Raw genomic sequence first — 13425 nt, 5'->3', positions numbered from 1 at the left:
GGACATGAGCGAATACGTACCGAGCGCCCAGAAGTGGGTCCGCGATCAGGTCGAGCTTTACGAACGCACCGGTGGAGCCAAGGGCAACACCATCAACGGGATGCCGATCGTGGTGATCACCTCGGTCGGTCACAAGTCCGGGTACCTGCGGAAGAACCCGGTGATGCGCGTGGAGAAGGACGGCGTCTACGCGGCCGTCGCCTCCAAGGGCGGTGCCCCGGAGAATCCTGAGTGGTACCAGAACTTCATCGCGGACCCTGAGGTCCAACTCCAGGACGGCCCCGAGCCGCACACCTACACCGCGCGGCTGGCCAACGCCGAGGAGCGCGCCGAGTGGTGGCCCCGCGCCGTCGAGGCGTTCCCGCCGTACGCCGAGTACGCCACCAAGACGGACCGCGAGATCCCGGTCTTCCTGCTCGAGCGCTCCTGACCGAGCGACAACGCCGTCCTCCGGTGTCACCTGATGACACCGGAGGACGGCGTTGTGGGTATTTGGTGCCTACGATGCGGGCGTGGAGATCGTCGCCTCACTGCCAGGTCGGATCGAGCTTGCCGAAGTGGCAGCCGTGGCACGCCGGGTCGAAGCCCTCGGGTTCGACACCTTGCATGTGCCGGAGACGATCCACGACCCGTTCTCGGTAGCCACCTTGGCGTTGCAGGCCACCTCACGGCTGGTGGTGCGAACCAGCATGGTGCTGGCGTTCCCACGGAGCCCGATGGTGACGGCGGTCGCGGCATGGGACCTGTCCCGGTTCTCGGGCGGCCGGTTCCAACTCGGTGTCGCCTCCCAGGTACGCGGCAACATCGTCGGCCGGTACTCGATGCCGTGGACCGATCCGGTGGCGCAGCTGGGCGACTACATCGACTCGCTGCGGGCGATCTTCACGAGTTTCCAGACCGGCGCCGAGCTGAACCACCAGGGCAGCCACTACCAGTTCACCCGGCTCCAGCCGTACTTCAACCCCGGGCCGCTCGACCACGCGGCACCAAGCATCTGGACCGGGGGCGTCAACGCCCGGATGACGGCGTTGGCCGGCGCCCGGTCCGACGGCTTCGTCGCTCACCCGACGACGTCGCACCCGCGGATGCTGAACGACCACACGATCCCTGCGCTGGAGCGCGGGGCGACGGCAGCGGGCCGGAGTGACCTGCCGCGGATCGTGGCGGGGCCGCAGCCGGTCCTGGCGCCCGACCAGGCCACGCTGGCGGCCCAGCGCGAAGCGCGCCGCTCCGAGCTGGCCTTCCTCTACAGCACCCCGGCCTACCGTCGTCAGCTCGAAGCCTTCGGCCTCGCCGGCCTCGGCGAAGCACTGAGCGCGATGGCGCAGGCCCAGGAATGGGCCGGCCTGGCCGACCACCTCACCGACGAGGTCATCGCCACCCTGGTCCCGCAGGGCACCTACGCCCAGATGCCCGAGCTGCTGAACTCCTGGTACGCCGGCCTGTGCGACGGACTCGTCCTCGCTGCCCCCGCACCGGGCACTGACGACGACGCGTTCCGCGCGCTGGTGGCTGGGTGCCGGGAGATCCCTGGCCGCTGAGCCGCTGGCAGGTGGCTTAGCGGCCAGGGATCACCCGGTTCGAGTGGCCACGCCAGTCGGCTTCGTCAGCGCCCGACGAGCGTGAGGGCGGCGTCGACGATGGAGGCCGTGTCGATGCCGTGCAGGGCGTAGGCGTCGTCAAGATTGCTGGACTGGCCGAAGCCACGAACGCCGAGGTTGATGGACCGATCACCGCGGATCGCACCGAGGAAGCTCAACGTGTGCGGATGGCCGTCTTGGATGCTGACGATCGGAGCCCTGAGTTCGGCGGGGAAGAGCACGTCAACGATGGAGCCATCGCTCTGAGCCGCGACCCGGCCACGGCGGTCGAACGAGCGGTAGACCAGATCGGGACTCGTCAGCACGAGCACCCCTGCCTCCACCCCGGCCGCGGCCAACGTCTCGGCCGCGGCGCAGACCTCCGGCATGATCGCGCCGACGCCGACCAGGGTCACCTGGTCGCGCGCGGCGTCGCCGCTCAACCGGTAGCCGCCCGCCAGCGCGTGGCGGCGGCGTCGCTCGATCAGGTTCGGGTCGCTGGGCAACGCAGCCAAGGACTGCGCCAGCGGTCGGGTGGTCAACCGGAAGTACGCCGAGGTCCCGCCCGGGATCCCCACACTGTCGATCGTGTGCAGCATCGTCCACTCGAGGTCTTGGGCGAACGCCGGCTCCCAGGACACGCAGCCCGGCTGCTCCAATCCCACTGACGGGGTGGTGATCGACTGGTGCGCGCCACCTTCAGGTGCCAACGTGACACCCGACGGCGTCCCGACCAGGATCGACTGACCGCCGGCATACATCCCGTACGACCAGGGCTCAAGCGCCCGCGTGACGAACGGGTCGTAGATCGTGCCGATCGGGATCAGGCGCTCGCCCCAACGGCTCCAGGTCGCCCCGAGTTCGCCGAGCAACGAGACCAGATTGACCTCAGCGATCCCCAGTTCTATGTGCTGGCCCGAGGTCGCCTCCGACCAGCGAAGCATCCTCTCCTTGTCGTCGGCGAACCAGTCCCGGCGGTCCGACGCGGACCAGACCCCGGTCTTGTTGATCCAGCCACCCAGGTTCGTCGAAGAGGCGACATCGGGGCTACAGGTGACGATCCGCGCGGCAGTCTCGGGAGCCACCCGGGCCAGGTCGGAGAGCAAGCGACCGAGTGCCGCCTGGGTCGAGATCAACGACTTGTGCGCGTACCCCAAGGTCGCCGGCAGAACGGTCGGCTTGCTCTGCGGCAGCGACGCCCGCTCCAAGAGGCCAGCCCGCTGCACGCAGAGGCGCTGCGCTGCGCTCTGCTCGGCGAACCTGGCCCAGGGCGCCTCCAACGAGTTCCCGGTCCGCTCCGCGTAGTCGATCATCTGCTCCTCGGTGAGCAATGCCGAGTGGTTGTTCGGATGGCCCTCGATCGGCAGACCGCGCCCCTTCACCGTGTAGGCGAAGACGACAGTGGGCCGGTGGTCGTCGACGCGACGGTAGGTCTCCAGCAGCAGCCCGATGTCATGCCCACCAAGGTCACGGACCGCGATCGCGAGCGTTGCCACCGGAATGCCGGTCACCATGGCCCGCAGCTGGGCACTGCTGTCGGTACCCAGCAAGCGTTGGACGAGCTCGCACTCGTCAGCACGGAGCATCCGCTGATACTCCTCATTGGTCATCGACTCGAGCCGCTGGCGGAGTTCGTCACCCCCCGGCTGTTCGAAGAGCGCCGAAACGGTGCGCCCCCACTTCAGCGTGATCACCTGCCACCCGGCGGCCTCGAACATCCCTTGCAGTCGGGCGATCTGGATGTCGGGGACCACCCTGTCCAACGACTGCCGGTTCAGGTCCACGATCCACAGCACCTCGCCGAGCTGGGACATGGTGGGGTCGGCAACCGCTTCCCAGATCGCGCCCTCATCGAGTTCGGCGTCACCCAGCAGACTCACGAATCGACCCGCGCTCGGCGTCGAGGCGAACCGGGAACGCAGGTAACGGTGGGAGACGGCGGCCCAGAGCGGAGCAGTCGCACCGATCCCGACGGATCCTGTGGAGAAGTCGACGGTTCCCGGATCCTTCAACCGGCTGGGGTACGACTGAAGCCCACCCTTCTCCCGCAACTTGTCCAGGTGCCGTTCGTCGATCTGTCCCAACAGGTAGTTGATCGCATGGAGCGCGGGCGAGGCGTGCGGCTTCACCGAGACCCGGTCGGTGTGGTCGAGCTCGGCGAACCAGAGCGACGTCATGATCTCGACCATCGAGGCGCTGGACGCCTGGTGGCCGCCGACCTTGACGCCGGTCGAATTGGGGCGACGCCGATTGGCGGCGTCGACGATGGAGGTGGCGAGCCAACGCACCTTCGCGGCGATCTCGTTGAGCGTTTCGGGGTCGGCCGCGGGAACGATCTGCGGCTCGGCCTGGAGTTGCGACATCTTCGGCACCAATCGTGGACGAGGGAGGGGTGCGGCGCCGCACGCGCAGGGATGGTGCACGAGCGGCGCCACCGAACCGCTTCTCCGTGGTGGGACGAGCGGGCGTGACCGATGTTTCTTGCACCGCTGCGAAGGCTCGCAGGCTCGCGCCAGATGCGATAGCGCAGAGCCCGAAACCAACAAGAAGCGCAGAATCCCGAGCGGGCCACCTCGCCCCTAGGCGCTCTTTTCATGCGCTACACGCATGATCTAGGCTCGGCGCCGTGGACCAGATCGACACCGAGATCCTCCGTCTCCTGCGCCAGAACGCTCGGCTGCCATTGAGCGACATCGCTCGGTCGGTCAGCCTTTCAGCGGCACCCGTCGCACGCCGGATCGCCCGGATGGAGGCCGACGGCCTGATCCGCGGTTACACCGCCATCGTCGAGCCCACTGCCAGCGGACTGACGGCCTTCACCGAGGTCCGCCTCAACGGATCAACCGAGACCGGCCAACTCGTGGAGGTGCTGCGCGGCATACGCGAGGTCGTCCAGTCGTTCACCATCTCTGGCGACCCCGATCTCCTGATCAAGCTTCAGGTCCGCGACGTTCACCACCTGCAGGAGGTGGTGAACGGCCTCCGGCGGACCGGTCTGGTCGCCGGCACCAAGACGTTGATCGTCATGGACGAATGGGACCGCGCGCTCGAACAGCAATGACCGCGTCCGAGCACTCGGACGCGGTGCTCAGACGTCCTGGTCCTCGTCGCAGTCGTCTGCCTCGGCGGTGTCGAACTCGTCATCACCGGCGAGCGGCAGGAAGACCGACTGCTGACGTTGCCGCGGCGGGGCCACCGACTCCTCCCCGTAGAGACGACGGCGCACGGGGGCCGTCAGGACGCCGAGGGGCGCCGTCAGGATGTAGCAGTAGGCGACCACGAACGTGGTGGTGGCGGGCGCGAAGACCAGGCCGATCACGACGGCCGCGATCACCGCGCCGGTGATCACCCGGGCCCGCGAGTTCTGCGGCGAGAGCAGGTTGCGGAACGAGCGGAACCGGATCGTACTGACCATCAGCCAGGCCGGGACCACGCTGATCAGCAGCGGCACCAGGATCGACGGACCGACACCCAGGTCGGCGACGTCCGGGCTGTCGAGGGCCAACACCGTCGACATCACCACGGCGGCACCCGCCGGGCTGGGCAGTCCGGTGAAGTACCGCTTGTCGTCGGTGGGGTCGATGGTGAAGTTGAACCGCGCCAACCGGAACGCGGCGCAGGCCAGCCACAGGAAGGCCACCGCCCACGCCAACCACGGATGGTCCGGCAGAACCCAGGTGTAGACCAGAACGGCGGGCGCCAAGCCGAACGAGACCAGGTCGGCCAGCGAGTCGAGCTGGATCCCGAACGGCGACGTAGCGCCGACCAGCCGGGCCACGGCGCCGTCGGCGATGTCGAAGATGATCGCCAACGCGATCAACGCGGCCGCCCACAGGCTGTGACCGTTGGTGGCCAGCAGCACCGACGAGAAGCCGCACGCCATGTTCAGCGTGGTGATCAAGGAGGGTGCGGTGACCCGCAACTGCTCCTTCGCACCCAACTGACGCAACGAGACGACGTCGGCGCCGGAGTGCGACTGGATCCGCCAGCGCGCGAACATCCGGCGACGTCGCAAGGGGCGCCCGTTCATGGCGTTCAGCGGGCCGCACCCGGCCACTGCGCGATGACCGTCTCACCAGCGACGGTGCGCTGTCCGGACTCGACGGTCAACTGCACGTGCGGCGGCAGGAAGATGTCCATCCGGGAGCCGAACTTCATCAGGCCGATCCGCTCGCCGGTCGCCACCGTGTCGCCGGCCATCACCCGGGTGACCACACGCCGGGCGACCAGGCCGACGATCTGACGGAAGATGTAACGCCGTTCCTCGCCGCGCACCGTCCGGACCATCGTGATGTCGCTGCGCTCGTTCTCGAAGGCGCTCTCGAACTTGTAGGCGGCCAGCCACCGGCCGGGGCGGTAGTGCACGGACTCCACGGTGCCGCCGTACGGCGCCCGGTTGATGTGCACGTCGAAGACCGACAAGAAGATGCTGATCTGCTGCCACTCCCCCTCGGGGGCGACCTCGGGCTGGGCCGGGCCGGCGTACATGATCTTGCCGTCCGCAGGGGCGACGACGGTGTCCTCGTCCAAGGGGGTGACGTCCGAACTGCGCTGCGGGTCCCGGAAGAAGGCGACCAGGCCGACCGGCAACGCAAGGAGGGCCGCTGCGATACGGCGGTGACCGGTCGCCAACGCGACAGCACTGGGAATCGCCCCGACCACGGCGGGGACGATGGCCTCGCGATCGATGGTGGTTGCCTTGCCGTTCACGCGTACTCCTCAGTTCGGGCGGGCCCGGGGCGGACCCCTGACACCCGCGTGACAACCTACCCGGCCCGTGCCTATCAAGCGGCCTGACCCGCATATGTCACAGATCCGCACCGACCGGTGTCTGGTGTTCGACCGCGGCGATCCTCGCCGCCGAGCATCGGAGGAACCATGACCACCATCGAGACCAGCCAGCGCCGCGCCGAGGCGCGGGTCCCCATGCTCGAGCCTCGCGGCATCTTCGGCCGCCTGGTCTCCTGGCTCTCGCGACGCACCTACGGCGGCGAGGTCCCGGACGTGGTGCTGACCACCTGGAACCATCCCGGTGTCTTCCGTGCCTCCCTCGGCATGGAGTTCGGCGTGAGCCGGCTCAAGAGCCTCGACCCCGACCTCAAGACCCTGGCGGTGATGAGCAGCGCCGCAGTGATCGGCTGCAGCTGGTGTCTCGACTTCGGGTACTACGCCGCGCACTCCGAAGGGCTGGACACCAGCCGCCTGCGCGAGGTCCCCCGGTGGCGCGACTCCGGCGTCTTCAGCCCTCTCGAGCGGCAGGTGATGGAGTACGCGGAGGCGATGACGGCGACGCCGCCCGAAGTGACCGACGAGATGGCCGCGACACTCCGTGACGCACTCGGCGTCAAGGCTTTCGTCGAGTTGACGATGATGGTGGCCGTGGAGAACGAACGCTCCCGGATGAACGCCGCCCTCGGCCTGCGCAGCCAGGGATTCGCCGACCGATGCGAGGTGCCCGTTGACCGGTACTGACCCGTTCCTCACCCACCGCAGTCTGCTCTTCACCGTGGCCTACGAGATGCTCGGCTCCGCTACCGACGCCGAGGACGTCGTCCAGGAGACCTGGCTCCGTTGGTCCGAGGTGGACCCCGACGGCGTCCGCGACCCGCGTGCGTACCTGGTCCGGATCACCACCCGACAGGCGCTGAACCGGCTGCGGACCGTGACCCGGCAACGGGAGACCTACGTCGGGCCGTGGCTGCCGGAGCCGCTGATCACCCGTGGCGACGTCGCCGACGACGTGGCGCTGGCCGACTCCGTCTCGTTCGCGATGCTCGTGGTCCTGGAGTCGCTGTCGCCGCTGGAACGGGCGGTCTTCTGCCTGCGCGAGGTCTTCGGCTTCGACTATGACGAGATCGCGACGACGCTCGACCGCACCCCGGCCGCGGTTCGACAACTGGCCAGCCGGGCGCGGGCGCACGTGAGCGAGAGGCGGCCGCGGACGACGGTGAGCCGGAGCGAACACGAGGAGGTCGCACGCCGCTTCAGCCGCGCCATCGAGTCGGGCGAGATCGAGCAACTGATCCAGGCGTTGGCTCCCGACGTCGTCCTCTACTCCGACGGCGGCGGCAAGGTGAAGGCCGCGTTGCGCCCGATCCACGGCCAGGACAAGGTCTGGCGCTTCCTGCTCGGCGTCTGGCCAGCGGGCGCCGAGTTCGAGGCCGTCGAGGTGAACGGCTGGCCGGGTTTCCAGATGACCCTCGATGGCCGGGTCGATCTGATCGCGACCTTCCGCGTGGAGGGCGGCCTGGTCACCGAGCTGTACGTGCAGCGCAACCCCGACAAGCTGGCCCGCTCGCAGAATTGAGCGCTAGATGTGACCTCAGCGCTCGGTTTCGGCACGATTCCAAGCGCTGAGGTCACATTGAGCTAGGGCTGGACGGCGGCGCCGCTCTCCAGCAGAGCGTCGACGTCGGCGATCCCCCAGGCGGTCAACGCCTCGCGGGTGTGCACGCCCGGGCCCGATGCCGGCGGGTGCGACAGGGTCGCGGCGGTCCGGGAGAACCGCGGTGCCGGCTGCGGCTGAACGATCCCGTGGTGCTCCACGAAGACCTCGCGGGCAGCCATGTGCGGGTGCTTGATCGCGGCGCTCATCGGGATGATCCCGGCCACGCAGGCGTCGGTGCCCTCGAAGATCTCCACCCATTCGGCCTGGGTCTTGGAGAGGAACGTCTCGGTGAAGAGCGCCCGCAGCGCCTCGGCGTTGGCCGGGTCGTAGCGGTCCGGCGCGGTCTCGCGGACGCCGAGCAGGTCGATCAGCAGCTCGTAGAACTGGGGCTCCAGCGAACCCACCGACATGTGCTCGCCGTCGGACGTCTCGTAGATGTCGTAATAGGGAGTGCCGCCGTCGAGCAGGTTGGAGGCCCGCTCCTCCACGAAGCCGCCGCCGGCGAGGAACGCCGCGCCCATCGCGTTGAGGTTGGCGGTGCCGTCCACGATCGCGGCGTCGACGACCTGGCCCTGACCGGAGACCTTCGCCTCCAGGAGGGCGGAGAGGATGCCGATCACCAGGTAGGTGGAGCCGCCGCCGAAGTCGCCGACGAGGTTGCCGGGGAACTGGGGCTTGCCCTTCTCCTGGCCGAGGCCGTGCAGGGTGCCGGTGATGGCGATGTAGTTCATGTCGTGGCCGGCGACCTGGGCGAACGGCCCGGTCTGACCCCAGCCGGTCATCCGGCCGTAGACCAGGCGCGGGTTGCGGGCCAGGCACTCGTCCGGGCCGATCCCCATCCGCTCGGTGACGCCGGGGCGCATCCCCTCGACGAGGACGTCGGCGTCCTCGATCAGGGTCAGCACCGTCTCGACGGCCGCCGGGTCTTTTAGGTTGAGCGCGACGCTGGGCCGGCCCCGGTTGAGCAGGTCGGTCGAGCCGCCGGTCAGCATCTGGCCGCCGGGGCGTTCGATGCGGATCACGTCAGCGCCGAGGTCGGCGAGGATCATGCAGGCGTGTGGGCTGGGGCCGATACCGGCGATCTCGACAACCTTGATGCCGCGCAGCGGGCCGGTGCCCTGACCGAGTTCGAAAGTCATGGCGCGATTGTGACAGATCTGGTGTCAGAGTTGGAGGGGCGACCAATCAGTAACCTGTTCTAGTTTGCTGTGACGCGGGACACAGTCGCTATGCAACTAGTTGCATAGCGGGCATTCTCGGAGCGTGGCCCTCGAACACGCCCTCCTGGTCTCCCTCGCCGAACGCGCCGGCGCGGGCCTCGAACTGACCCGGCGGTTCGACGCCTCGATCGGCTTCTTCTGGCAGGCCTCCCACCAGCAGATCTATCGGGTTCTGGCCCGGATGCAGGACCAGGGCTGGCTCGCCTCCGAGGTGGTCAACCAGTCCGATCGGCCGGACAAGAAGGTCTACGTCGTCACGCCCGCCGGCCACGCCGAGCTACGCCGCTGGCTGGCCGAGCCCACCGCGCCGCTCACCGCCCGCAGCGACCTCGCCGTCCGGCTTCGCGGAGCCTCCTACGCCGACGACCGGGCCGTGATCCTGGACGACGTCCGGCGGCTGATCGCCGACCACCTGACCCGGCGCGACCTCTACCAACAGCTCTGCGCCCGCGACTACCCCGAACCCGCCGCGCTCGACACCCAGGATCTCGACCACTACCTGGTGCTCCGCGGCGGCCTCCGCCTCGAACAGTTCTGGATCGACTGGCTCACCGAGTACCTCACCGCGCACACCGCCAAGGAGTGACCATGCCCTACCCGCACCTGATCGAACCGCTCGCCCTGGGGCCGCTCCAACTGCGCAACCGCGTGGTGATGGGCTCGATGCACACCGGGCTCGAAGACGCTGCCTGGAACCTGCCCAAGCTCGCCGCCTTCTACGCCGAACGGGCCCGCGGCGGCGTCGGCCTGATCATCACCGGCGGTTTCGCCGTCAACCGACGCGGCTGGCTCAAGCCCTTCGCCGGCGAGATGCGGACCCGGATCGACGCCGAGCGCCACCGCCAGATCACCGATGCGGTCCACGCCGAGGGCGGCGCGATCGCACTGCAGGTGATCCACGCCGGCCGCTACGGCTACAGCCCCTTCAACGCCGGCGCCTCCAACCGCAAGTCGCCGATCACCCCGTTCCGACCCAAGCGCCTGTCCAGCAAGGCGATCGACCAGACCGCGGACGACTTCGCGCGGAGCATCGCCCTGGCCAAGAAGGCGGGATACGACGCCGTCGAGGTGATGGGGTCGGAGGGCTACTTCATCAACCAGATGCTGGCGGCGCGGACCAACGACCGGACCGACGCGTGGGGCGGCAGCGCCGAGAAGCGGATGCGCTTCCCGGTGGAGGTGGTCCGGCGGGCGCGCGCCCTGGTCGGCCCCGACTTCCCGATCATCTACCGGATCTCCCTCCTCGACCTGGTCGAGGACGGCCAGACCTGGAACGAGATCGCCGCCCTGGCCCGAGCCCTCGAGGCGGCCGGAGTGAGCGTCTTCAACACCGGCATCGGCTGGCACGAGGCGCGGGTCCCGACCATCATCACCGCGGTCCCCCAGGGCGCCTGGGTGCCCTGGACGGCGCGCCTGAAGAAGGTCGTCTCGGTCCCGGTCTGCGCCTCGAACCGGATCAACTCCCCCGAGCTCGCCGAGCAGATCCTGGCCACCGGCGACGCCGATCTGGTCTCGATGGCCCGGCCACTGCTCGCCGACCCGGAGTTCGTCAACAAGGCGGCTGCCGATCGCGGCGACGAGATCAACACCTGCATCGCCTGCAACCAGGCCTGTCTCGACCACACTTTCCGCAACAAGGTCGCCAGCTGCCTGCTCAACCCGCGTGCCTGCCATGAGACCACCCTGTTGATCGGCCCGACCCGGACCCGGCGTTCAGTGGCCGTCGTCGGCGCCGGACCGGCCGGCCTCTCCACCGCCGTCACCGCTGCCGAGCGGGGGCACAAGGTCACCCTCTTCGAGCGCGAGGCCAGCATCGGCGGCCAGTTCCGCTTCGCCGCCGAGATCCCCGGCAAGGAGGACTTCCGCGAGACCATCCGCTACTACACCGCGCGACTGGACCGACTCGGCGTCGAGCTCCGCCTGGGTACCACGGCGACGACTGCAGACCTGGCCGACTTCGACGAGGTGATCGTGGCGACCGGCGTCCGCCCCCGGGAGCTGGAGCTGCCCGGAATCGACCACCCCAAGGTGCTCAGCTACCCCGAGGTGCTCAGCGGCGCGGTGACGCCGGGAGCACGGGTCGCGGTGATCGGCGCAGGCGGGATCGGCGTCGACGTCAGCCACTTCCTGACCCACGACCCGACAGAGACCACCGACGACTGGCTCGACCACTGGGGCGTCAGCAAGGGCGACGACGTGGTCGGCGGCCTGACCGACAAGGCGCCCCGCAAGTCGAGTCGCGAGGTCTTCCTCCTGCAACGCAAGACCACCCCGATCGGGATCGGCCTGGGCAAGACCTCCGGGTGGGCCCATCGGGCCCTGCTCAAGGACTCCGGCGTGGTCCAGCTCTCCGGCGTCAGCTACCGCCGGATCGATGACGCGGGTCTGCACATCACCATCGACGGCGAGGAACAGATCCTCGACGTCGACCACGTGGTGATCTGCGCCGGCCAGGAGTCTGTCCGTGGGCTCTTCGACGACCTCGCGGGCGCGACCGCGGCCCCCAGCCACCACCTGATCGGCGGCGCCGAACTGGCTGCCGAGCTCGACGCCAAGCGGGCGATCAACCAGGGCACCCGACTCGCCGCACGTCTCTGACTCTCGCCGCTCGTGGCGGACGGCGGGAGGGTGACGCATCACACGTTGCGGCGACTGGCATAGCACATGCCGCTCGATTAAAGTTTAAACAGTTGGACGTCCCAAGGATGCCAACCCCCTATGCTGCCCCGGACGGACCACACCCCCCGATTGGTCCGTTCGGGGCTTTCAAACTCTCTGGTCATGTTCAGCCGCTGAGTAGGTTCCCGCGGCTGGGAGGACCGCTCGCCGGGTAGGTTCAGCCCGTGCTGATTCTCCGCAGCGGCCAACGCACCGCCGAGCAGGTCGAGGGACGACAGACCCGCCACTCGTTCTCCTTCGGCAGCGCCTACGACCCGGACAATCTCCGCTTCGGACTGCTGGTCTGTCACAACGACGACCTGATCGCACCCGGCTACGGCTACGACGAGCACCCGCACTCCCACCTGGAAGTCGTCACCTGGGTCCTCGAAGGCGCCCTGTCCCACCGCGACTCACGCGGCAACACCGGCGAACTCCTGGCCGGTCAGGCCCAGGTCATGTCGGCCGGAGACGGTCTGCGGCACAGTGAGACCGTCGACCCCGCCGCCGGAACCACCCGTTTCATCCAGGCCTGGGTGCTGCCCGATGAGCCGGGCGGGGAGCCCCGCTACTCGACCGGCTCCTTCGCACTCGACGCATCCTGGACGCCGGTCGCCGCCGGCACCGGTCACGACGCCGCCGCCCGACTCCGCGCAGGTGGCGCCACCCTGTGGGCCGCTCGCCCCGGCGCCGGCGAACTTCTCACCGTGCCCTCGACGCCGTTCGCGCACCTCTTCGTCGCCTCCGGAACGGCCCGGCTCAGCCATGACGGCGGCACCGTCGATCTCGACGCGGGCGACGCCGTCCGATTCCGTGACGAGCAGGCCGAGGTGGTCACGGCCACGGCGAGCGAGCTTCTGCTCTGGACCTTCGCCTAGAAGACGGAGCGCGCCGCGACCGATTCGGCGGCATACTAGGCACCTGAGGCCACTGCCGACATTCAGTGCCAAACCTGACGGATAGCAACGGGTCAAGGAGACCTCATGTCCACACTGCGCGAACGCACCCGGGAAGCGGTGCGCGACGAAGTCCTGACCAGCGCTTGGCTCCTCTTCGCCGACAACGGCTTCGAGCGGACCACGGTCGACCAGATCGCCGAGTCAGCCGGAATGTCGCGGCGCAGCTTCTTCCGTTACTTCGCCACCAAGGAAGAGCTCATCCTGATCCGGTTGATCGAGCATGACGAGAAGGTCGCCGCGATGCTGAGCGCGCGCCCCGCCGAGGAAGGCGCCTGGACCGCCGTCCGGGCAGCTCTGGTGCCGATGCTGGAGGCGCACGAGCTCCAGCGCGAGCGGAGCCTTGCCCTGATCAGGATGATGCGCGAGCCCGGACTGCGGAGCACGCTCGCCGAGCGCGAACGCCGATGGGTCACCCGGATGGCTCCGCTCGTCGCCAAGCGGCTGCCGCGCACCACGGTGCCCTTCGACCAGGACCCGCGCCCGCTGGCCGTGGCCGGAGCAGCGATCACCTGTCTCAGCACGGCGCAGGCGATCTGGGCGGTACACCCCGACAAGTCTCTGCCGCGCCTGCTCGACCGGGCGATGAGCGCCTTCGAGGTCGTCGGGTCCTGACCAGTTCC

Annotated in this window: 13 protein-coding genes; 9 read left to right on the top strand and 4 right to left on the bottom strand. The window is 68.9% G+C overall.

Going from position 1 to position 13425, the window contains the following annotated elements:
- The first annotated feature begins 4 nt into the window (after positions 1-4).
- Complete coding sequence (locus ACLM5J_RS08305) at positions 5-430, top strand: nitroreductase family deazaflavin-dependent oxidoreductase (protein ID WP_413655797.1); 426 nt, start codon at positions 5-7, stop codon at positions 428-430.
- 82 nt (positions 431-512) lie between these two features.
- Complete coding sequence (locus ACLM5J_RS08300) at positions 513-1541, top strand: TIGR03617 family F420-dependent LLM class oxidoreductase (protein WP_413655795.1); 1029 nt, start codon at positions 513-515, stop codon at positions 1539-1541.
- 65 nt (positions 1542-1606) lie between these two features.
- Here the strand turns inward: ACLM5J_RS08300 and ACLM5J_RS08295 are convergent, their stop codons facing one another.
- The gene (locus tag ACLM5J_RS08295) at positions 1607-3943 is read right to left on the bottom strand and encodes a transketolase-like TK C-terminal-containing protein (protein ID WP_413655793.1); all 2337 of its coding nucleotides are present in this window, start codon (positions 3941-3943) and stop codon (positions 1607-1609) included.
- A 263-nt stretch (positions 3944-4206) separates the two neighbouring features.
- Here ACLM5J_RS08295 and ACLM5J_RS08290 point away from each other — a divergent pair, with 263 nt between their 5' ends.
- A complete protein-coding gene (locus ACLM5J_RS08290; RefSeq protein WP_413655792.1) occupies positions 4207-4641 on the top strand; it encodes an Lrp/AsnC family transcriptional regulator in 435 nt (144 codons plus the stop codon).
- A 27-nt stretch (positions 4642-4668) separates the two neighbouring features.
- On the opposite strand, the gene pssA is transcribed toward ACLM5J_RS08290, so the two are convergent.
- Entirely contained in the window at positions 4669-5610 is a 942-nt protein-coding gene (pssA, locus tag ACLM5J_RS08285) for a CDP-diacylglycerol--serine O-phosphatidyltransferase (protein ID WP_413655790.1), read from the bottom strand.
- Between the two features lie 5 nt (positions 5611-5615).
- Complete coding sequence (locus tag ACLM5J_RS08280) at positions 5616-6290, bottom strand: phosphatidylserine decarboxylase (RefSeq protein ID WP_413655788.1); 675 nt, start codon at positions 6288-6290, stop codon at positions 5616-5618.
- 168 nt (positions 6291-6458) lie between these two features.
- Between ACLM5J_RS08280 and ACLM5J_RS08275 the strand changes: the two genes are divergently transcribed.
- Positions 6459-7052 (top strand): carboxymuconolactone decarboxylase family protein, encoded by a 594-nt coding sequence (locus ACLM5J_RS08275; protein WP_413655786.1) that lies wholly within the window; start codon positions 6459-6461, stop codon positions 7050-7052.
- Complete coding sequence (locus ACLM5J_RS08270) at positions 7039-7887, top strand: RNA polymerase sigma-70 factor (RefSeq protein WP_413655784.1); 849 nt, start codon at positions 7039-7041, stop codon at positions 7885-7887. The genes ACLM5J_RS08275 and ACLM5J_RS08270 overlap by 14 nt, the downstream gene beginning before the upstream one ends.
- Before the next feature lie 62 nt (positions 7888-7949).
- On the opposite strand, the gene ACLM5J_RS08265 is transcribed toward ACLM5J_RS08270, so the two are convergent.
- The gene (locus ACLM5J_RS08265; protein ID WP_413655782.1) at positions 7950-9107 is read right to left on the bottom strand and encodes a CaiB/BaiF CoA transferase family protein; all 1158 of its coding nucleotides are present in this window, start codon (positions 9105-9107) and stop codon (positions 7950-7952) included.
- 124 nt (positions 9108-9231) lie between these two features.
- On the opposite strand from ACLM5J_RS08265, the gene ACLM5J_RS08260 reads away from it, so the two are divergent.
- From ACLM5J_RS08260 to ACLM5J_RS08245, 4 genes are all read left to right on the top strand, one after another.
- Positions 9232-9774 carry a PadR family transcriptional regulator gene (locus ACLM5J_RS08260; RefSeq protein WP_413655781.1) on the top strand — a complete coding sequence of 181 codons (543 nt, stop codon included), beginning with the start codon at positions 9232-9234 and terminating at the stop codon, positions 9772-9774.
- 2 nt (positions 9775-9776) lie between these two features.
- The gene (locus ACLM5J_RS08255) at positions 9777-11786 is read left to right on the top strand and encodes an FAD-dependent oxidoreductase (RefSeq protein ID WP_413655779.1); all 2010 of its coding nucleotides are present in this window, start codon (positions 9777-9779) and stop codon (positions 11784-11786) included.
- Positions 11787-12031: 245 nt separating this feature from the next.
- Complete coding sequence (locus ACLM5J_RS08250; RefSeq protein ID WP_413655778.1) at positions 12032-12724, top strand: pirin family protein; 693 nt, start codon at positions 12032-12034, stop codon at positions 12722-12724.
- Positions 12725-12829: 105 nt separating this feature from the next.
- Entirely contained in the window at positions 12830-13417 is a 588-nt protein-coding gene (locus ACLM5J_RS08245; RefSeq protein WP_413655776.1) for a TetR/AcrR family transcriptional regulator, read from the top strand.
- Positions 13418-13425: the final 8 nt, after the last annotated feature.

The sequence above is a fragment of the Nocardioides sp. Bht2 genome (assembly GCF_047308515.1).
Classification (GTDB): Bacteria; Actinomycetota; Actinomycetes; order Propionibacteriales; family Nocardioidaceae; genus Nocardioides.
Note: the sequence above shows the minus strand (reverse complement) of the source record. Positions and strands in the feature narration are given on the sequence as shown.

Excerpts from the sequence above, each read along its gene's own strand:
- ACLM5J_RS08305 (WP_413655797.1), top strand. The coding sequence starts at position 5 with ATGAGCGAATACGTACCGAGCGCCCAGAAGTGGGTCCGCGATCAGGTC.
- ACLM5J_RS08295 (WP_413655793.1), bottom strand. The coding sequence starts at position 3,943 with ATGTCGCAACTCCAGGCCGAGCCGCAGATCGTTCCCGCGGCCGACCCC.
- pssA (WP_413655790.1), bottom strand. The coding sequence starts at position 5,610 with ATGAACGGGCGCCCCTTGCGACGTCGCCGGATGTTCGCGCGCTGGCGG.
- ACLM5J_RS08275 (WP_413655786.1), top strand. The coding sequence starts at position 6,459 with ATGACCACCATCGAGACCAGCCAGCGCCGCGCCGAGGCGCGGGTCCCC.
- ACLM5J_RS08265 (WP_413655782.1), bottom strand. The coding sequence starts at position 9,107 with ATGACTTTCGAACTCGGTCAGGGCACCGGCCCGCTGCGCGGCATCAAG.
- ACLM5J_RS08255 (WP_413655779.1), top strand. The coding sequence starts at position 9,777 with ATGCCCTACCCGCACCTGATCGAACCGCTCGCCCTGGGGCCGCTCCAA.
- ACLM5J_RS08245 (WP_413655776.1), top strand. The coding sequence starts at position 12,830 with ATGTCCACACTGCGCGAACGCACCCGGGAAGCGGTGCGCGACGAAGTC.